Origin of the sequence: Phytopseudomonas punonensis (assembly GCF_900142655.1) — a bacterium.
Taxonomy (GTDB): Bacteria; Pseudomonadota; Gammaproteobacteria; order Pseudomonadales; family Pseudomonadaceae; genus Aquipseudomonas; species Aquipseudomonas punonensis.
The window spans coordinates 14,646-32,579 of sequence record NZ_FRBQ01000010.1; the positions used below are offsets into that span (position 1 = coordinate 14,646).

Annotated in this window: 18 protein-coding genes; 8 read left to right on the top strand and 10 right to left on the bottom strand. The window is 62.6% G+C overall.

What is annotated here, in order from left to right:
- Window positions 1-8: 8 nt before the first annotated feature.
- The 3 genes from rplQ to bfr all read left to right on the top strand — a co-directional run bounded on the left by rplQ (window position 9) and on the right by bfr (window position 3,405).
- Window positions 9-395 (top strand): 50S ribosomal protein L17, encoded by a 387-nt coding sequence (gene rplQ, locus BUC40_RS19265; RefSeq protein WP_073267857.1) that lies wholly within the window; start codon window positions 9-11, stop codon window positions 393-395.
- Window positions 396-654: 259 nt separating this feature from the next.
- Entirely contained in the window at window positions 655-2,805 is a 2,151-nt protein-coding gene (gene katG / locus BUC40_RS19270; protein ID WP_073267859.1) for a catalase/peroxidase HPI, read from the top strand.
- A 135-nt stretch (window positions 2,806-2,940) separates the two neighbouring features.
- On the top strand, window positions 2,941-3,405 hold the full coding sequence (gene bfr, locus BUC40_RS19275) for a bacterioferritin (RefSeq protein WP_073267861.1): 465 nt from the start codon (window positions 2,941-2,943) through the stop codon (window positions 3,403-3,405).
- Window positions 3,406-3,461: 56 nt separating this feature from the next.
- On the opposite strand, the gene uvrA is transcribed toward bfr, so the two are convergent.
- Complete coding sequence (gene uvrA, locus BUC40_RS19280) at window positions 3,462-6,296, bottom strand: excinuclease ABC subunit UvrA (protein ID WP_073267863.1); 2,835 nt, start codon at window positions 6,294-6,296, stop codon at window positions 3,462-3,464.
- A gap of 132 nt (window positions 6,297-6,428) precedes the next feature.
- Here uvrA and BUC40_RS19285 point away from each other — a divergent pair, with 132 nt between their 5' ends.
- Window positions 6,429-7,817 carry an MFS transporter gene (locus tag BUC40_RS19285; RefSeq protein ID WP_073267865.1) on the top strand — a complete coding sequence of 463 codons (1,389 nt, stop codon included), beginning with the start codon at window positions 6,429-6,431 and terminating at the stop codon, window positions 7,815-7,817.
- 15 nt (window positions 7,818-7,832) lie between these two features.
- Window positions 7,833-8,333 carry a single-stranded DNA-binding protein gene (locus BUC40_RS19290; RefSeq protein WP_073267867.1) on the top strand — a complete coding sequence of 167 codons (501 nt, stop codon included), beginning with the start codon at window positions 7,833-7,835 and terminating at the stop codon, window positions 8,331-8,333.
- Between the two features lie 58 nt (window positions 8,334-8,391).
- On the opposite strand, the gene BUC40_RS19295 is transcribed toward BUC40_RS19290, so the two are convergent.
- The gene (locus tag BUC40_RS19295) at window positions 8,392-8,739 is read right to left on the bottom strand and encodes a VanZ family protein (RefSeq protein ID WP_083593637.1); all 348 of its coding nucleotides are present in this window, start codon (window positions 8,737-8,739) and stop codon (window positions 8,392-8,394) included.
- Window positions 8,740-8,984: 245 nt separating this feature from the next.
- Here BUC40_RS19295 and BUC40_RS19300 point away from each other — a divergent pair, with 245 nt between their 5' ends.
- The gene (locus BUC40_RS19300; RefSeq protein ID WP_073267871.1) at window positions 8,985-9,869 is read left to right on the top strand and encodes a sugar nucleotide-binding protein; all 885 of its coding nucleotides are present in this window, start codon (window positions 8,985-8,987) and stop codon (window positions 9,867-9,869) included.
- The gene (locus BUC40_RS19305; protein ID WP_073267873.1) at window positions 9,862-10,791 is read left to right on the top strand and encodes an NAD-dependent epimerase/dehydratase family protein; all 930 of its coding nucleotides are present in this window, start codon (window positions 9,862-9,864) and stop codon (window positions 10,789-10,791) included. The genes BUC40_RS19300 and BUC40_RS19305 overlap by 8 nt, the downstream gene beginning before the upstream one ends.
- Before the next feature lie 186 nt (window positions 10,792-10,977).
- On the opposite strand, the gene BUC40_RS19310 is transcribed toward BUC40_RS19305, so the two are convergent.
- The 5 genes from BUC40_RS19310 to BUC40_RS19330 all read right to left on the bottom strand — a co-directional run bounded on the left by BUC40_RS19310 (window position 10,978) and on the right by BUC40_RS19330 (window position 15,206).
- Window positions 10,978-11,670: an OmpW/AlkL family protein gene (locus tag BUC40_RS19310; protein WP_073267874.1), complete on the bottom strand. Its 693-nt coding sequence runs from the start codon at window positions 11,668-11,670 to the stop codon at window positions 10,978-10,980.
- Window positions 11,671-11,791: 121 nt separating this feature from the next.
- Window positions 11,792-12,313 carry a DUF3299 domain-containing protein gene (locus tag BUC40_RS19315; protein WP_073267875.1) on the bottom strand — a complete coding sequence of 174 codons (522 nt, stop codon included), beginning with the start codon at window positions 12,311-12,313 and terminating at the stop codon, window positions 11,792-11,794.
- Window positions 12,314-12,369: 56 nt separating this feature from the next.
- Entirely contained in the window at window positions 12,370-13,632 is a 1,263-nt protein-coding gene (locus BUC40_RS19320; RefSeq protein ID WP_073267877.1) for an ABC transporter permease, read from the bottom strand.
- A 1-nt stretch (window position 13,633) separates the two neighbouring features.
- Window positions 13,634-14,341 carry an ABC transporter ATP-binding protein gene (locus BUC40_RS19325; RefSeq protein ID WP_073267879.1) on the bottom strand — a complete coding sequence of 236 codons (708 nt, stop codon included), beginning with the start codon at window positions 14,339-14,341 and terminating at the stop codon, window positions 13,634-13,636.
- A 274-nt stretch (window positions 14,342-14,615) separates the two neighbouring features.
- The gene (locus BUC40_RS19330) at window positions 14,616-15,206 is read right to left on the bottom strand and encodes a DUF2796 domain-containing protein (RefSeq protein ID WP_073267881.1); all 591 of its coding nucleotides are present in this window, start codon (window positions 15,204-15,206) and stop codon (window positions 14,616-14,618) included.
- A 122-nt stretch (window positions 15,207-15,328) separates the two neighbouring features.
- Between BUC40_RS19330 and BUC40_RS19335 the strand changes: the two genes are divergently transcribed.
- The gene (locus BUC40_RS19335; RefSeq protein WP_073267883.1) at window positions 15,329-15,682 is read left to right on the top strand and encodes a hypothetical protein; all 354 of its coding nucleotides are present in this window, start codon (window positions 15,329-15,331) and stop codon (window positions 15,680-15,682) included.
- A gap of 215 nt (window positions 15,683-15,897) precedes the next feature.
- Here the strand turns inward: BUC40_RS19335 and trxA are convergent, their stop codons facing one another.
- From trxA to BUC40_RS19350, 3 genes are read right to left on the bottom strand one after another with little or no spacing between them, the layout of a single operon-like run.
- Window positions 15,898-16,770, bottom strand: coding sequence for a thioredoxin (gene trxA / locus BUC40_RS19340; protein ID WP_073267885.1), 873 nt, complete (start codon window positions 16,768-16,770; stop codon window positions 15,898-15,900).
- Window positions 16,771-16,829: 59 nt separating this feature from the next.
- Window positions 16,830-17,492 carry a class I SAM-dependent methyltransferase gene (locus tag BUC40_RS19345; protein ID WP_073267887.1) on the bottom strand — a complete coding sequence of 221 codons (663 nt, stop codon included), beginning with the start codon at window positions 17,490-17,492 and terminating at the stop codon, window positions 16,830-16,832.
- The gene (locus BUC40_RS19350) at window positions 17,489-17,929 is read right to left on the bottom strand and encodes a YbaY family lipoprotein (RefSeq protein ID WP_073267889.1); all 441 of its coding nucleotides are present in this window, start codon (window positions 17,927-17,929) and stop codon (window positions 17,489-17,491) included. Before BUC40_RS19350 ends, BUC40_RS19345 begins: the two co-directional genes overlap by 4 nt.
- Between the last annotated feature and the right edge of the window lie 5 nt (window positions 17,930-17,934).

Sequence of the window (17,934 nt, forward strand, 5' to 3'; positions counted from 1 at the left end):
ATTGAACCATGCGTCATCGTAAAAGTGGCCGTCACCTCAGCCGCACCAGCGCTCACCGCAAGGCCATGTTTCAGAACATGGCGGTATCGCTGTTCGAGCATGAGCTGATCAAAACTACTCTGCCGAAAGCCAAGGAACTGCGCCGCGTTGCCGAGCCGCTGATCACCCTGGCTAAAGAAGACAGCGTTGCTAACCGCCGTCTGGCTTTCGACCGTACTCGTTCGAAAGCTATCGTTGGCAAGCTGTTCAACGACCTGGGCAAGCGCTACGCCACCCGTCAGGGCGGTTACCTGCGTATCCTCAAGTGCGGTTTCCGCGCTGGCGACAACGCTCCGATGGCTTATGTTGAGCTGGTTGACCGTCCGGTCGCTGGTTCGGTAGAAGCTGCCGAGTAAGTTGCAGGTTGTACGAAAAACCGGGCCTAGTGCCCGGTTTTTTATTGCCTGCGATTTACCAGTAGGGGTTGCCAGAGTGCTTCCTTCAACTGCGGCTGGTCGTAGTTTTAGGCGGAAAATCTCAACGTGGTCAGCGAAAGAAAATAACTATCGAGCCGTTTCGCTTGATGAATTGGTTTGCCCGCTAAACTCCAGTTAGTCTGCTTGCATAGTCGGCCGCAATCGCTGGAACCGACAGGATGAGGAGAGGGGAAGAACCATGTCGAACCAAGGTAAATGTCCGTTCAATCACGTAGCTGGGGGCGGTACTACCAACAAGGATTGGTGGCCAAACCAGCTGCGCGTCGACCTGTTGAATCAGCACTCCGAGCGCTCTAACCCTCTTGGCGAGCAGTTCAACTACGCAGAAGCGTTCAAGAAGCTCGACTACAAGGCCCTGAAGGCTGACCTCGTGCGCCTGATGACTGATAGCCAGGATTGGTGGCCTGCCGACTTCGGGCACTACGGCCCGCAGTTCGTGCGTATGGCCTGGCACTCCGCTGGTACCTATCGCACCACCGACGGTCGTGGCGGCGGTGGCCGTGGTCAGCAGCGTTTCGCGCCGCTCAACTCCTGGCCGGATAACGTCAACATCGACAAATCGCGTCGCCTGCTGTGGCCGATCAAGCAGAAATACGGCCAGTCCATTTCCTGGGCGGATCTGTACATTCTTGCCGGCAACGTTGCGCTGGAATCCATGGGCTTTCGCACCTACGGTTTCGCGGGCGGTCGCGAGGATGTCTGGGAACCGGATCAAGACGTCAACTGGGGCGCAGAGGTGGGCTGGCTGGATGTGGACCCTAAGCGGGTCAACGATGAGCGTGAATTGACCGCTCCGTTTGGTGCTACCCACATGGGCCTCATTTATGTGAATCCCGAAGGCCCGAATGCCAGTGGTGATTACCTGGCGGCAGCCAAGGATATCCGCTCGACCTTCTACCGCATGGCCATGAACGACGAAGAGATCGTCGCACTGATCGCTGGCGGTCATACCTTTGGCAAATGCCATGGTGCTGCGCCGGAATCGCACAAGGGGGCCGATCCCGAAGGTTCGGCCATTGAGGCTCAAGGCCTTGGTTGGGCCAGCAGCTTTGGTAGTGGCTCTGGCAAGGACACCGTGTCGAGCGGTCTTGAAGTGACCTGGACGAAGACTCCGGCGCTGTGGAGCAACAACTTCTTCGAGAACCTGTTCAAGTTCGAGTGGGAGCTAGTGCGCTCGCCGGCCGGTGCCAAGCAGTGGCAGGCCAAGGACGCACCTGAAATCATTCCGGATGCGCACGTGCCGGGCAAATTCCACAAGCCGACCATGCTCACCACCGACCTGACTCTGCGCTTCGACCCTGAGTTCGGCAGGATTTCCAAGAGCTTTTTTGAGGACCCGCAGGCCTTCGCTGATGCCTTTGCCCGCGCCTGGTACAAGCTGACCCACCGCGACATGGGGCCGAAGGCTCGCTATCTCGGCCCTGAAGTGCCGAAAGAAGACCTCATCTGGCAAGATCCACTGCCGGCGCCGGTGCACAGCCCGAGCGCAGCCGATATCGCTGAGCTGAAGGCCAAGATTGCTGCAGCCGGGCTGTCGGTGGGTGATCTGGTATCTGTTGCCTGGGCGTCGGCGTCGACCTTCCGGGGCGGCGACAAGCGTGGTGGCGCCAATGGTGCTCGCCTGGCGCTTGCCCCACAGAAGGATTGGGCGGTCAACCAGCGCGCCATGCATGTTCTGCCGAAACTGGCGGAGATCCAGCAGGCGTTTGGTAAAGCATCGCTTGCCGATGTAATCGTTCTGGCCGGTAACGTCGGCGTCGAGCAGGCGGCCGGCGCGGCAGGTATCGCGGTTAATGTGCCGTTCGCGGCAGGCCGTGTGGATGCTCGTCAGGATCAGACCGATGTTGAGTCGTTCGACGTACTGGAGCCCGCGGCCGATGGCTTCCGTAGCTACAACAAGGGCGACCTGGGCGTTCCGTCAGAAGTGATGCTGATCGACAAGGCGCAGATGCTGACCCTGACCGCGCCGGAGCTGACTGCATTGGTGGGTGGTCTGCGCGTACTGGGTGCCAACCATGATGGTAGCCTGCATGGGGTGTTCACCGACAAGGTGGGCGTGCTGTCCAACGACTTCTTCGTCAATCTGCTCGACATGGGCACCGTCTGGAAAGCCATCGACAGCAGTAACGAAGTGTTTGAAGGCCGCGACCGCAAGGACGGCCAAGTGAAGTACACCGGTACGCGCAGCGATCTTGTGTTTGGCTCCAACTCGATATTGCGTGCCTATGCTGAGGTCTACGCCAGTGCTGATGGCAAGCAGAAACTGGTCAAGGATTTCGTCGCCGCCTGGGTCAAGGTGATGAACCTGGACCGTTTCGATCTGGCCTGAACCGCGGGTTAAGCACCCACTGTGTCACTGAAGCACAACGCCTTCTTTCAAGGGGGCGTTGTGCTTTTGCTTGACCAGACACCTTATGGGGCGGAGCATTACGCTCTGTTCAAGCATGTAACTAGGGATACCGGCATGAAAGGCCATACCGAAGTCGTCGACTACCTCAAGCATCTGCTCAAGGGCGAGCTTGCAGCGCGCGATCAGTACTTCATCCACTCGCGGCTGTATGAGGACTGGGGCTTCACCAAGCTCTACGAGCGCATCAACCACGAAATGGAAGAAGAGACCCAACACGCCGATGCGTTGCTCAAGCGCATCATCTTCCTGGAAGGCGTGCCGGATATGGTGCCGGATGCCTTTACCTTCGGGCAGACCGTGCCGGAAGCGCTGAAGCTGGACTTGGCTCTTGAGTATCAGGTGCGTGCTGCGCTGAGCAAAGGCATCGAGCTGTGCGAGCGTCACCAGGATTATCAGAGCCGCGACATTCTGCTGCTGCAGCTCAAGGACACCGAGGAAGACCACGCCTATTGGCTGGAAATCCAGTTGCAGCTGATTGCCAAGCTGGGGCTCGAGAAGTACCTGCAAAGCCAGATGTAAAAACGCAGCACAAAAAAGCCCCGCATCTGCGGGGCTTTTTCGTTTCAGACCGCGGGTTAAGCGCGGTCGCGTTCCAGCAGCGGCTTGAGAAAGTGCCCAGTGTGGGACTGCGGCATCTCTGCCACTTCCTCGGGCGTACCGACGGCGATGATCTGGCCACCTTTGGAGCCGCCTTCCGGGCCGAGATCGACGAGCCAGTCGGCTGTCTTGATCACGTCCAGGTTGTGCTCGATCACCACCACGGTGTTGCCGTGGTCGCGCAGGCGATGCAGCACATCGAGCAATTGCTGGATATCCGCGAAGTGCAGGCCTGTGGTCGGCTCATCGAGGATGTACAGGGTCTTGCCGGTGTCGCGCTTGCTCAGCTCGCGCGACAGCTTGACCCGCTGCGCCTCACCGCCGGACAGGGTGGTCGCCGACTGACCGAGCTTGATGTACGACAGGCCCACGTCCATCAGTGTCTGCAGCTTGCGCGCCAGGGCCGGCACTGCATCGAAGAATGCGCGGGCGTCCTCGATGGTCATCTCCAGCACCTCGTGGATGCTCTTGCCCTTGTACTTGATCTCCAGCGTTTCGCGGTTGTAGCGCTTGCTCTTGCACACGTCGCAGGGCACGTAGATGTCCGGCAGGAAGTGCATCTCGACCTTGATCAGACCATCGCCCTGGCACGCTTCGCAGCGTCCGCCCTTGACGTTGAACGAGAAGCGGCCGGGGCCGTAGCCGCGCGAACGCGACTCCGGTACGCCGGCGAACAGCTCGCGGATCGGCGTGAACAGCCCGGTGTAGGTCGCCGGGTTGGAACGTGGCGTACGGCCGATCGGGCTTTGGTCGATATCCACCACTTTGTCCAGGTGCTGCAGACCGTCGATGCTGTCGTGGGCGGCAGCTTCCAGTGTGGTGGCGCCATTGAGAGCGGTAGCGCTGAGCGGGAACAGGGTGTTGTTGATCAGCGTCGACTTGCCCGAGCCCGAGACCCCGGTCACGCAGGTCAGCAGGCCAATCGGAATGTCCAGATTGACGTTCTGCAGGTTGTTGCCGCGCGCGCCCTTGATCTTCAGTGACAGCTTCTTGTCGCGGGGTGTGCGCTTGGCCGGCACGACGATCTTGGTGCGACCGGACAGGTACTTGCCGGTCACCGAGTCCGGGTGCGCCATGACTTCTTCGGCGGTGCCTTCGGCGACGATCCGCCCGCCATGCACGCCCGCACCTGGGCCGATATCGACCACGTAATCGGCCATGCGGATGGCGTCTTCATCGTGCTCGACCACGATCACTGTGTTGCCGATGTCACGCAGGTGGCGCAGGGTGCCGAGCAGACGCTCGTTATCGCGCTGGTGCAGGCCGATGGAAGGTTCGTCGAGGATGTACATGACGCCCACCAGGCCGGCACCGATCTGGCTGGCCAGACGGATACGCTGGGCTTCGCCGCCAGAGAGAGTGTCGGCGCTGCGGTCCAGGGTCAGGTAATCCAGGCCAACGTTGACCAGAAACTGCAGGCGCTCGCAGATTTCCTTGAGAATTTTGCTGGCGATCTCGCCGCGTCGACCTTCCAGGGTCAGGCCGCCGAAGTACTCGCTCGCCGAGCCGATCGGCATGCCGGTAACGGCCGGCAAGGTTTTCTCACCGACCCACACGTGACGCGCCTCGCGGCGCAGGCGCGTGCCACGGCAATCCGGGCAGGGCTGGGTGCTGAGGAACTTGGCCAGTTCTTCGCGCACGCTGGTCGACTCGGTTTCCCGGTAGCGACGCTCGAGGTTCGGCACGATGCCTTCGAACGGGTGCGAGCGCTTGACGATATCACCGCGGTCGTTGAGGTACTTGAAGTCGACGTTCTGCGAGCCGCTGCCGCCAAGAATGACTTTCTGGTGCTCGCTGTCGAGCTCGCCAAAAGGTTTGTCCAGGCTGAAGCCGTAGTGCGAGGCCAGCGAGCCGAGCATCTGGAAGTAGTAGACGTTGCGCCTGTCCCAGCCGCGGATCGCGCCCTCGGCCAGAGTCAGCTCGGCGTTGACCAGCCGCTTGGTGTCGAAGAACTGTTTCACGCCCAGGCCGTCGCAGGTCGGGCAGGCGCCAGCCGGGTTGTTGAAGGAGAACAGCTTGGGCTCCAACTCGCTGATCGAGTGGCCGCATACCGGGCAGGCGAAACGTGCGGAGAAGATGATTTCTTCGCCTTCTTCCCCTTCCATCGGAGCGATCAATGCGAGACCGTCAGCCAGCTTGAGCGCGGTCTCGAAGGATTCGGCCAGGCGCTGCTGTAGATCGCCACGCGCCTTGAAGCGGTCGACCACGGCATCGATGCTGTGCTTCTTCTGCTTGTCGAGCTTGGGCAGTTCATCGAGCTCGTAAAGTTTGCCGTTGACCCGCACACGCACGAAACCCTGGGCGCGCAGCTCGTCGAACACCGCCAAGTGCTCGCCCTTGCGCTCGCGGATCACTGGGGCCAGCAGCATCAGCTTGCTGCCTTCGGGCAGTGCCAGTACCTGGTCGACCATCTGGCTAACGGTCTGAGCTTCCAGCGGCAGGTCGTGATCCGGGCAGCGCGGCGTACCGGCGCGGGCGTAGAGCAGGCGCAGGTAGTCGTAGATCTCGGTAATGGTGCCGACCGTCGAGCGCGGGTTGTGCGAGGTGGACTTCTGCTCGATGGAGATGGCCGGCGACAGACCTTCGATGGTGTCGACATCGGGCTTTTCCATCATCGACAGGAACTGCCGGGCATAGGCCGACAACGACTCCACGTAACGACGCTGGCCTTCGGCATACAGCGTGTCGAAGGCTAGGGACGACTTACCCGAGCCGGACAGGCCGGTGATCACGATCAGCTTGTCGCGTGGCAGGGTCAGGTCGATGTTTTTGAGATTGTGGGTGCGGGCACCCCGGATCAGGATCTTGTCCAAAACAGCCTCGCGTGGCGGGCGGATAAACCGCCGAGTATATGGGGGGCAACAGCCGTGCGGCAAAGCGCCGCTGCTGTGCCAGTAGGGTTTCGACTGGTAGAATCGCCGGCTTGTTTCAACAGGTTATCGACGATGGGCGATTCGCACAGCGAACGCATGAGTGGCGCGGAAACTCGGGCAGCCGGTGGGCTGGCGCTGGTGTTCGCATTCCGCATGCTGGGCATGTTCATGGTGTTGCCGATATTGGCTACCTATGGGCAGGAGCTCGCCGGTTCAACCCCGGCCCTGATCGGTCTGGCGATCGGCGCCTATGGCCTGACCCAGGCTTTTCTGCAGATTCCCTTTGGTGTGATATCCGACCGCATCGGCCGGCGACCGGTGATCTACTTCGGCCTGTTGATCTTCGCGGCCGGCAGTTTGCTGGCCGCCAATGCCGATTCCATCTGGGGGGTGATTGCTGGCCGCGTGCTGCAGGGCGCTGGGGCGATCTCGGCTGCGGTGATGGCGCTGCTCTCCGACTTGACCCGCGAGCAGCACCGTACCAAGGCCATGGCGATGATCGGCATGAGCATCGGCCTGTCGTTCGCCATCGCTATGGTGGTCGGGCCGCTGCTGACCCGTGCGTTCGGCCTGTCCGGGCTGTTCCTCGCCACCGGCGCCATGGCGCTGCTGGGTATCGTCATCGTCGCCGGCCTGGTGCCGTCGAGTGCCGGCCCGCTGCAGCACCGTGAGTCGGGCGTCGCCAAGCAGGCGCTGTGGCCGACGCTCAAGCATCCGGATCTGCTGCGCCTGGACTTCGCGATCTTCTCCCTGCACGCCATTCTGATGGCCAGCTTCATCGCCTTGCCGCTTGCCTTGGTGGAGCAGGGAGGTCTACCCAAGGAGCAACACTGGTGGGTGTACCTCACCGCGCTGCTCGGCGGCTTCTTTCTGATGGTGCCGTTCATCATCTACGGCGAGAAGAAACGTCAGATGCGCCGTGTGCTGATCGGCTCGGTGGCCGTGCTGCTCGCTTGCGAGCTGTTCTTCTGGGTATTCGGCCACGGCCTGCGCAATCTGGTGCTGGGCATTGTGGTGTTCTTCACCGCGTTCAACCTGCTGGAAGCCTCGCTACCATCGTTGATCAGCAAGGTAGCGCCCGCCGGTGGCAAGGGCACGGCGATGGGGGTTTATTCGACCAGCCAGTTCCTCGGCTCGGCCCTGGGTGGCATCCTCGGCGGCTGGCTGTATCAGCACTACGGGCTGGCCGGCGTGTTTGGCGGCTGTGCGCTGTTGACGGTTCTCTGGCTGGCCATTGCTGTTACTATGCGCGAACCGCCGTATGTGACCAGCCTGCGGTTGCCGCTCTCGAGCGCTGCGTTGCAGGAAACAGGTCTGGCGGAGCGAATTCAGGCAGCGCCGGGAGTGGCGGATGCCGTTGTGGTGGTCGAAGAGGCCGCCATCTATGTGAAAGTGGATACCCAACAATTGGATCGCACGTCGCTGCAGCGCTTGATCGAAGCGGCGCCGGTGACGTGCTGAAAGTAGGAGAGCGTTATGGCCCGTGGGGTTAACAAAGTCATTCTGGTCGGTACCTGCGGACAGGATCCGGAAACGCGCTATCTGCCCAGCGGCAATGCCGTGACCAACCTGAGCCTGGCTACCAGCGAGCAGTGGACGGACAAGCAGACCGGTCAGCGCGTCGAGAAAACCGAGTGGCACCGTGTGTCGCTGTTCGGCAAGGTCGCGGAGATCGCCGGCGAGTACCTGCGCAAGGGCTCCCAGGTGTACATCGAAGGCAAACTGCAGACTCGCGAGTGGGAAAAGGATGGTGTAAAGCGTTACACCACCGAAATCATCGTCGACATGCAGGGCACCATGCAGCTGCTCGGCGGCCGTCCTGACGGCGCGGGTGGTGGTGATTCCGCCCCGCGTCAGTCGCGCCCGGCGCCGCAGCGCGAGCCGCAGCAACAGGCTCCGCGCCAGTCCGCACCGCAACAGCAGAAGCCGCAGCCCGCTCAGGACTACGACAGCTTCGACGACGATATCCCGTTCTGATCGAGTGCTGACAGAAAGGCCCCGCATTGCGGGGCCTTTTCGTTTCTGCCGGTGCGGTTCAGGCCGGGCTGCAGTAGCGCTTGCGCAGCATGCACTGGCAGACCCACAGCATCAGGGCGATGCTGATGCCGCAGAGGTTGGCCAGCACATCCATCACGCTGAACTCGCGGGTTGGCTGGAGCACGTGTTGCAGCCATTCCAGCAGTGGTGCCTGGATGTACAGCAGTGGCCACAGCAGGAGGCCGGGCGTGCTGGGAAAAGCGATGCGGGTGACCAGCGCCAGGCCGACAAAGGCGATCAGATGAAGGAGTTTGTCCGACTCTTCGAATAGATCCGGTGGTGGCTCAGGGCGGAATAGCCCGTAGGCGAGTCCCGCACAGCAGGCCAGGAACAGCAGTTTTCTCACGTTTAATTTCCTTCGTTTCAATCGTCTTGGCATTCGGACTCGCATGGCGGCGCCCGGTTGCCCAAGGCTGCGTGCCCTCTGGGGCACCAAGTGCGTCAAGATGAATCCCGGTGGTGACGCCGAGGGGTAAAAACAGCAAAATGCAGGCCATAGGGCTGAACCGTTCGGGCTCTGCCAAGAGTTAGCTTCCCAGGCATGGTGTCGGGTGCTGGCTCAAATCTGATTGTGGAGCTTCTAGTTTCGTTATGCGCATGCGCCTGTTGTTGCTGGGTGGTGGCAGTACGCTGGGTCGGGCGTTGATTCGCCTGGGAGCCGAAGAAGATATCGGTTTTCTTGCCCCGCGCCCGCCGGCTCAGGGTTGGGATGCCGCCAGCCTGACTCAGTTGGTCGACGATACCCGCCCTGATGCGGTGATCAACCTCGCTTATTATTTCGACTGGTTTCAGGCTTCCAAGGTCAGCAAAGAGCGTTTTGCTGCCCAGGAGCGCGCTGTCGAGCGCCTGGCCGAACTCTGCCAGCACCATGACATTCGCCTGCTGCAGCCGTCGAGCTACCGGGTATTCGATGGTGCCCGCGCTACCGCCTACAACGAGAAAGACGAAACCCAGCCGCTGAGCATGCGTGGCCAGGTGCTGGTGCGTATGGAGCAGAGCGTACGCGCCCTGTGCCCGCGCCATGTGCTGCTGCGCTTCGGCTGGATACTCGATGACAGCCCGGACGGTCTGCTGGCGCGTTTTCTGGTGCGTGCCGAGCGTGACAAGGCGCTGTTCCTGGCCGATGACCGGCGCGGCAACCCGACGCCGGTGGATGATGCCGCGCGGGTGATTCTCGCCGTGCTCAAGCAGCTCGACTGCGCCGCGCCGTTGTGGGGTACCTACCACTACGGCGGGCACGAGGCGACCACGGCGCTGGCGCTGGGCCAGGCGATGCTTAGCGAGGCCCGCCACGTGCGTGAGAACCTGCTAGAGGAAATCTGCGGGCAGGCCCATGCCGCGAGGGGCGATGCCTCGGAAGAGCCGCAGCACGGCGTACTCGCGTGCAAGAAGATCCTTCACACCTTCGGCGTCAAGCCGCGCGCCTGGCGTGCCGGCCTGCCGAGCCTGCTGGAGCAGTATTACCGTCATGTCTGATCAACCTGTTCTCGTGACCGGCGGTGCCGGCTTCATCGGCTCCAACCTGGTCGACGCTTTGCTGGCACGCGGCCATAGCGTGCGCGTGTTGGACAACCTGTCCATGGGTAAACTTAGCAATCTGCCAGTTGGCGATGCGCGCCTGACCTTTATCGAAGGCGACGTGGCTGATGCCGCGCTGGTCAGCCGTGCGGTGGCGGGCTGCAGCGCCGTGGTGCATCTGGCTGCCGTGGCCTCGGTACAAGCCTCGGTGGACGACCCGGTGAGTACCCATCAGAGCAATTTCATCGGCACCCTGAACATCTGCGAAGCGATGCGCGAGCACGGCTTACGCCGTGTGGTGTTCGCGTCCAGCGCTGCGGTGTATGGCAACAATGGCGAAGGTGTAGCGATCGATGAAGACACCGCCAAGGCGCCCTTGACGCCTTACGCGTCGGACAAGCTGGCCAGCGAGCACTACCTTGAGTTCTACGCGCGGCAGCATGGGCTGGAGCCGGCGATCTTTCGCTTCTTCAACGTGTTCGGCCCGCGCCAGGATCCGTCGTCGCCGTATTCCGGGGTGATCAGCATCTTCACCCAGCGTGCTCAGCAGGGCCTGCCGATCAGCGTGTTCGGTGACGGTGAGCAGACTCGGGATTTCTTCTACGTCGCCGATCTGGTCGAGCTGCTATTGCAGGCGCTGGATGCCAGGCAGCCGCCTGCCGGTGCGGTGAACGTCGGCTGGAATGAGTCGGTAAGCCTCAAGCAGCTGCTGGCGCAGATCGGCGAGCTGCTCGGCGGCTTGCCGCCGGTCACGCATCTGGATGCGCGAGCCGGCGATATCCGCCATTCCCTTGCCGACAATGGCCGCCTGGCCCGCGAGTACCGGTTGCCGGCGCAGACCTCGCTGCGTGATGGATTGGCGGCATTGCTCAACAGTTGAGGCGCTAATCGCAGGACAGCAAAAAGCCGGCAATGCCGGCTTTTTCGTTTGTGGGGTGGGGTTAGTGAGCCTAGCGCTGAACCTGTGGGATCGCGCCGTGCGCGCGAATCGCGGGCATGGACTAGGCGTCCCCGCCCGCTCCCACAAAAAGTAGATCGCTGTCAGCCCGCTCCTACTAACTGTCCTTTAGAACTTGTAACCCAGGCCAACCATGTATACGAACGGATCGACATCCACGTCAACCTTGGCGCGCACGCCCAGGGCGGTGTTGTCCACATAGGCGGTGGTGTCGATGTCGATATAGCGGGCCTGGGCGTTGATCATCAGGTTGTCGGTGAGCATGTAGTCGGCACCTATCTGCCAGGCCAGGCCCCAGGAGTTCTTGGCGCGGAAGTTGTCGAAGCCGGCTGCCGAGGCGCCGCTGCCCACGTGCTCGTCGAAGATCCAGGTGTAGTTGATGCCGCCGCCAACATAGGGCTGGAAGGCCGACTTGGCATCCAGCGGGTAGTACACCAGGCTCAGGGTTGGCGGCAGGTGCTTGAGGGTGCCGAGCTTGCCGTTCGCGGCGTCCAGCACGGTGCCCTTGATCTTCACGTCATGCTCGAACGGCGTGGCGGCGAGCAGCTCGATACCGAGGTGGTCGGTCATCATGTAGGCGAAGTTCAGGCCCAGCTGGGTATCGCTGCTCATGGTCGCCTTGCCGCCCAGATCGGTGCCGGCCAGACCGCCGCGGTCGACCTTGACCGAAGAGCTGTCCGCGTCCGGGTTGACGGTGATGGCGCCGGCGCGCACGAGAATGTCTCCAGCCTGGTGCGCCTGTGCAGCAGGGGCAGCCAATGCCAGGGCGATCAGCGAGACAGAGAACAGCGACTTGTACATGGTGAGCTCCTAACGGTCATTCGAATCATCTCGGATGGCGTCAGGGTAGGGCGCTGAGCGCAGCGCCCGTTGACTCAGCTCAATAGCTGGCTAAGCAAGGGTGCGACGGTTTGTCGCGATCTCAGTTGGCTGGCAGTTCGTAGGGGTAAATCTTGTCCGCTGCAAGCTGATAGCCAACTTCTGCCAGCTCGCTGCTGCTGTGTTCGACCTTGAGTGGGCCTTCGATCCAGAACGGCTGATACAGCGCGTCAAGCAACACGCCCAGTTCGGTCGTGACATGGATGATCTGGTTGGACGGTGGCGGCGGCACGTGGATGCAGGCGCCGAAGTAGGGCACCAGCAGAAACTCGGTCACGCGGCCTTCTTCGGTGACATCCAGCGGCACGATATAGCCGGGGATCTTGACGTTCTGGCCATCCATTTCCTTGACCACCGGCGCAGACGGAAACTGCTGCAGCGACACGGCGCCGCCCTCGGACAACGCGTCGCCAAGCTGCGACATGTCGTGCATGGGCGTCATCTGCGGCACCTGTGGCGGCGCATCCTTGGGGATCAGCTCCTGCCAGTTCAGGGTGCGCAGTTCGGCAGCCCAGAGCGGTGAAACCAGGATAAGGAGCAGAGCGGTAAGTAGGGCGCGACGCATGACACTACCTTTTGATTGAAAACGAAGCCGGGCTGATCAGGCCCGGCTTCGCGTAGTCACAGCCGAATGGAGAGCCCATCGGCTAGAGATTGGCGATACGCGCGCCAGGCCGGTACGCAGCCCATCAGCAGGGCGGCCGCCAGAATAGCGCCGAGCAGCGTCCACTCATAGGTCGTTGGTGCGCTGAGCGGCAAATACAGGCCGTAGTTGGCCTGCACGTAGCCCTGGGCGCCGGCGATGCCGGCATACAGCAGTGCCGTACCCGCCACCACGCCAGCCACCGCCAGCGAGAAGGCTTCGAGAATCAGCAGACTGGCGACATGCCAGGGCCGCGCGCCGACCGAACGGAGGATGGCCATCTCCCGGCGCCGCTCGTTGAGGCTGGTGAGAATCGCCGTCAGCATGCCGATCAGTCCGGTCAGCACCACGAACAACGAGACCACAAACAGCGCCTTTTCCGCCGTGCCCATAAGGCTCCACAGCTCCTGCAGAGCAACGCCGGGAAGAATCGCTAGCAGCGGCTCACCGCGATACTCGTTGACCTCACGCTGCACGGCGAAGGTGGCGATCTTGCTTTTCAGACCGAGCATCGCCGCGGTGATCGCTTTGGGTTGCAGGTCCATGTGGCGCGCCTGCTCGGCACTCACCTTGCCGGCGCCGCGAGCCGGCACGCCGTTCTGCCAGTCGACGTGCAGCGCCTCCATGCCCTCCAGAGAAATGTGCAGGGTACGATCCACCGGCGTGCCGGTGCGCGCCAGAATGCCGCTGACCACGAAGGGTTTGTCGTCGTGCTGCTGCAGGCTGATGGCCGCAACGCCGTGAGACAGCACGATCTTGTCGCCGAGTTTGTAGTGCAGCGCCTCGGCTACTTCGGCGCCGAGCACCACGTCGAACAAGTCGTGGAAGCGCTCGCCCTGAGCCAGCTGCAGCGATTGCCCGCGACCGTAGTGGTAATGGTCGAAGTAGCCTTCGTTGGTGCCCATCACCCGATAGCCGCGGTGCGAGTCGCCCAGGGAAATCGGAATGGCCCAGTCCACCTGGCGGTGCGCGGCGAGCTTCTCGAAGCTGTCCCAGCGGATGTTGTTGGTGGCGTTGCCGATGCGGAACACCGAGTAGAGCAGCAGGTTGACGCTACCGGAACGGGCACCGACGATCAGGTCGGTGCCGCTGATGGTGTTGGCGAAGCTGGTGCGCGCTTCGGTGCGTACCCGTTCCACGGCGAGCAGCAGGCACACCGACAGGGCGATGGCGAATACCGTGAGCAGCGCGGTGAAGCGGCGGTTGGCCAGGCTGGCCAGGGCGAGTCGTAACAGGAACACCTCAGACCTCCTCTGCTTTGCTGGCGCGGTTGAGTTCGGCGAGCGATAGGCTGCGGTCGAACAGCGCGGCCAGGCTCTGGTCGTGGCTGACGAACAGCAGGCTGGCGCCGACATCGCGGCACTCGCTGAACAGCAGCTCGAGAAACGCCTGGCGGGCATCGGCGTCCAGTGCCGAGGTCGGTTCGTCGGCGATCACCAGCTCCGGCTGGCCGATCAGCGCGCGGGCGGCGGCGACGCGTTGCTGCTGACCTATGGACAGCGAGTCGGCACGGCGCTCGAGCAGTTCGGGGCGCAGGCCCAGATGCTCCAGCAGTTTCGCTGCGGCCCCATCGACACTGCCGTAACGCTGTGCGGCGCGCTCGGCTCGCAAGCGTGAGAAGCGGCAAGGCAGCTCGACGTTGTCGCGCACGCTGAGGAACGGCAGCAGGTTGAACTGCTGGAAGATGTAGCCGGTATGGTCGACGCGAAAGCTGTCCCTGCGCGCCGCCGAGAGCGAGGCGAGGTCTTCGCCGAGCAGGCGAATGCTGCCGCGGCCGGGTTTCTGCACGCCACCAAGCAAGCCGAGCAGGGTGGTCTTGCCACTACCGCTGGGGCCCTTGAGAAACAGGGTCTCGCCGCGTTGCAGATGGAAATGGGGGATGTCCAGAAGCTCGTCCTGGCCGGGCCAGGCGAAGCCGAGGTCGGTGAGTTCGATCAGTGCTGTGGTCATGGGGACTGCTGGCGCTGGAGGGAAAGAGGCAAGTGTGCCAGTCCTAGGTGTGGATACCGAACCGGATATGTTGCGACACGCTAAAAATGGCTTTGCCGGCGAATGTGCAGCTACAAGGCAGAAGCGGAGGCTCCCTGCGTAGGGTGGACAACGCCCTTTTTGTCCACCATTGCGATCGCAGAGCGGTGGACGGGTGAAGCGTCGTCCACCCTACGAAGGGTGGCTCTCGTCACTTTGTTGCCACTGCAGCTGAAGCGTGAATCGGCTTTACGGTTTAGAAGCTCAGGCGCGGATTGGCCGGGGTCGACTCGACACCCTGCTGGCCGCTCGGGCCAATCAGTTGCACGTTGATCTTCTGGGTGGCGGGGAACTGCTTGTAGAACGCCGACAGGTCGAGGGTCTTCAGCTCGCCAGGTTGCTTGCAGGTGAAGCTGTAGTCGGCATCGATATCGCTGTGCTCGTGGTGATGCTCGTCGCCGTCCGCATGCTCGTCGTGGTCATGGTCATGGTCATGGTCATGGTCAGCTTCGGCATTGCCGAACAGCGGGCTGCGCACTTCGTTTTCACTCAGGCTGCAGCCGGCCGCGGCAGGCAGGCCGAACAGGGTCTGGGGTTTTTCCAGCAGTGCGCGGGCACTGGCAACGGTTTTCTTGTCGGCATCGCTGGTGGCGGCATGCTCGAAGCCGACGATGTTCATTGCCGGGCTCTGCAGTTCGATTTCTAGGGTGCTGCCTTCCAGCGCCACGTTCAGCGTGGCAACGCCATGTTCGTGTTTGCCGAGGCTGCCGTGTTCATGATCATCGTGAGCATGAGCGACGGCCAGCGGGAGGAGGGCGAAAGGCAGGGCGAGCAATAGGCGACGCATGGAAAGCTCCGGCATGGGATAGTTAGTGATACGTTATAACAAATTTAACTGCCGTGGTAGTGGCTGCTTGGTTTGCCAGCCGGCCCGTGGGAGCATGGCGCATCGATCAGGTGGAGACAGATATGGTGCGTATTCGCGGGCGGATCGGCGATTGGCCGGTAGACCTGACGGTGGAGCTGGATCCGCAGGACTGGGCGCAGTTGGCAGCAGCCGTGCCGAGCGTGACAACGCAGAGCCCAGCGGCGGTCGCCCCAGCCCCGGCTCAGGCGGATCAGGATGGCCAGTGGCAAACGGTGCTGGAACTGTTGCGCCGCGCCGGGCGTATCGAAGGGCCGCAGTTGATGGCGCAATTGGCCGCGCTGGCCGGCGGCGAAGTGGCCGGCAAGCGCCTGCTGGTGCGCCTGCGCCACTGCGAGCAGGTGCGCATGGAAGCCGGCGCCGATGCGCCGGTCTATTGTTGGGTGGGAGAGGCGTAGTTCTGCTGCCTGGGCAATCTGGGCATGCGTACGGGCAACTACAAGGCGAAAGCAGACATTGTTGTTTTACCCGTGGGAACGGGCGGGGACGCCTAGGCCATGCCCGTGATTTTTCGCGGGCATGGCCCGCTCCCACAGATACTGCGCCGATGCCCGCTACCGCAGCGTTGCAGCCAAGATAGACAAAGCCCTGTTTGAAGGTCGTGAACAGGTTCTTAGTAAAGCGCCTGATACACCCGGCGGCGGTAGGTGGTGACAAGCGGGTTGTCGTTGCCGAGCAGGTCGAATACCTGCAGCAGGGTCTTGTGCGGCAGGCCGTCGGCGTAATTGCGATTGCGCACGAACAGCTTCAGCAAAGCGTCCAGAGCCGGCTCGTACTGCTGACGGGCGAGCTGCTGAATGGCCAGTTGGTAGGCGGCCTCGTCATCTTCGGCATTCTGGGCCAGACGGCTCTTCAGCGTCGCGGCGTCCGGCAGATCGGCTGCCTGACGCAGAAAGGTGATCTGCGCGCGGGCGCCGGCGAGTGCTTGCTTGTGCTCTTCACCCTTCACCGCGCCGAGCACCTGCTCGGCTTCGCTCAGTTCGCCACGTTCGGCCACACAGCGGGCATAGAGAATCAGCGCAGCGGCGTTCTCGTTATTTTCGGTCAGCAGCTCTTTGAGCGCAGCTTCGGCCTCGCCGATGCGTCCGTCGGCGAATGCCGTTTGGGCGGCCTCAAGCAGGTCTGCCTGGGGCGCTTGCGGTTCGGCGACATGGGGTTGCAGCAGCGCGCGGATCGCCGATTCCGGCTGGGCGCCCTGGAAGCCATCGACCGGCTGGCCGTCCTTGAACAGCACCACGGTCGGCAAACTACGGATGCCGAAGCGGGCGACGATTTCCTGCTCGACGTCGCAGTTCACTTTGGCCAGCATCAGTTCGCCCTGATAACCCTCGGTGATCTGCGTCAGCACTGGCATCAGTGCTTTACAGGGCGCACACCATTCGGCCCAGAAGTCGACCAGAACCGGCGTGGTGAACGAGTTCTCGATCACCAGCTGATCAAATTGGGCGGCGCCGTTGATATCGAAGATGTAGGGGGTGTCGCTCATGGTCGGTCTCTGTCTGGGCGAAAAGTGGTGTGACTATAAGTGTGGGCGGCGGGGCAAGGCTACAAGTGCACCGTGGCAGCGTGATACAGGCTGACGTGCCGGAGGGTTTCCGGCTCGGCGAGATCTGGCCAGGTGCAGCCCTGCAACCCGGCGATGCGCCGGTAGCGCGGGTGGTTGAAGTCGCGCACGCGTGAATCGGCCACCAGCACTTCGCTGGCATGTTCGAGCACGCGGTCGAGCAGGGGCAGGTTGCTGCGGTCGTATAACACGTCAGCGACTATCGCCAGGTCGTAGTCACAGCGCTCGGCATACAGGTCGTTCGAATAATCGAGTTGTACGCCATTGAGCTCTGCGTTGGCCCGGCAGGCCGCGAGGGCCAGCGGGTCCAGATCACAGGCCACCACCTGCGCGGCGCCCGCACGGGCCGCTGCGATGGCGGCCACGCCCGAGCCGCTGCCCAGATCCAGCACCCGTTTGCCGCGTACCCATTGCGGGTTACGCGCCAGCCAGTCCACCAGCACCAGGCCGCTGGCCCAGCAGAAGCACCAATACGGTGGCTCTTCGAGAATGCGCCGGGTTTCTTCCGGGCTGAAGCAGCGGTCCATGTTCGCCGGGTCGATCAGCCAGAGGCGCAGGTCTGTATCCGGCAGCACGGTAGCGCTCAGTCGCGCATCGCCGAGCAGTTCGCTCAAAGCGGCCTGCAGGTGCTGCGGTGGGTTCACAGCGCCGGAGTCACGCGAACCTCGCCAAGCGCCTGGCTTTGCGGCTCACGAATCAGTTGGTTGGGCATATGCAGCATCAGCTTGCCGGACTGATGTACACGGCCGCGCAGCTCCACGCGGATGCCCTGGTCAAAGTTTTCCGGGTTGAACTGCAGGCGAAACGGCAGTGGCGCGCCGGTGCCACGCAGCTGGATATTGCCGAGCAGCTTGTTCGGCAGGCCGCGGTCGTTGATGGTCAGCAAGGCCAGCTCGACGTCGGCGCCGGCCGGCACATCGAGCAGGGTGCCGGTGAGTTCACGCAGGTGAGCCGGGGTTGGCGCCGGCTCTTCGGTTTTGACCACTGGCGCTGGCGGGGTTACGGCGGGCGGCGGTGTTTCCCCAGCGCAGGCGGCAAGCAGGGAGGTGAAGCAGAGCAGGGCAAGGGGGCGCAATGGCATCGGAT

Excerpts from the sequence above, each read along its gene's own strand:
- rplQ (WP_073267857.1), top strand. The coding sequence starts at position 9 with ATGCGTCATCGTAAAAGTGGCCGTCACCTCAGCCGCACCAGCGCTCAC.
- katG (WP_073267859.1), top strand. The coding sequence starts at position 655 with ATGTCGAACCAAGGTAAATGTCCGTTCAATCACGTAGCTGGGGGCGGT.
- bfr (WP_073267861.1), top strand. The coding sequence starts at position 2,941 with ATGAAAGGCCATACCGAAGTCGTCGACTACCTCAAGCATCTGCTCAAG.
- BUC40_RS19285 (WP_073267865.1), top strand. The coding sequence starts at position 6,429 with ATGGGCGATTCGCACAGCGAACGCATGAGTGGCGCGGAAACTCGGGCA.
- BUC40_RS19290 (WP_073267867.1), top strand. The coding sequence starts at position 7,833 with ATGGCCCGTGGGGTTAACAAAGTCATTCTGGTCGGTACCTGCGGACAG.
- BUC40_RS19300 (WP_073267871.1), top strand. The coding sequence starts at position 8,985 with ATGCGCATGCGCCTGTTGTTGCTGGGTGGTGGCAGTACGCTGGGTCGG.
- BUC40_RS19305 (WP_073267873.1), top strand. The coding sequence starts at position 9,862 with ATGTCTGATCAACCTGTTCTCGTGACCGGCGGTGCCGGCTTCATCGGC.
- BUC40_RS19310 (WP_073267874.1), bottom strand. The coding sequence starts at position 11,670 with ATGTACAAGTCGCTGTTCTCTGTCTCGCTGATCGCCCTGGCATTGGCT.
- BUC40_RS19315 (WP_073267875.1), bottom strand. The coding sequence starts at position 12,313 with ATGCGTCGCGCCCTACTTACCGCTCTGCTCCTTATCCTGGTTTCACCG.
- BUC40_RS19325 (WP_073267879.1), bottom strand. The coding sequence starts at position 14,341 with ATGACCACAGCACTGATCGAACTCACCGACCTCGGCTTCGCCTGGCCC.
- BUC40_RS19330 (WP_073267881.1), bottom strand. The coding sequence starts at position 15,206 with ATGCGTCGCCTATTGCTCGCCCTGCCTTTCGCCCTCCTCCCGCTGGCC.
- BUC40_RS19335 (WP_073267883.1), top strand. The coding sequence starts at position 15,329 with ATGGTGCGTATTCGCGGGCGGATCGGCGATTGGCCGGTAGACCTGACG.
- trxA (WP_073267885.1), bottom strand. The coding sequence starts at position 16,770 with ATGAGCGACACCCCCTACATCTTCGATATCAACGGCGCCGCCCAATTT.
- BUC40_RS19350 (WP_073267889.1), bottom strand. The coding sequence starts at position 17,929 with ATGCCATTGCGCCCCCTTGCCCTGCTCTGCTTCACCTCCCTGCTTGCC.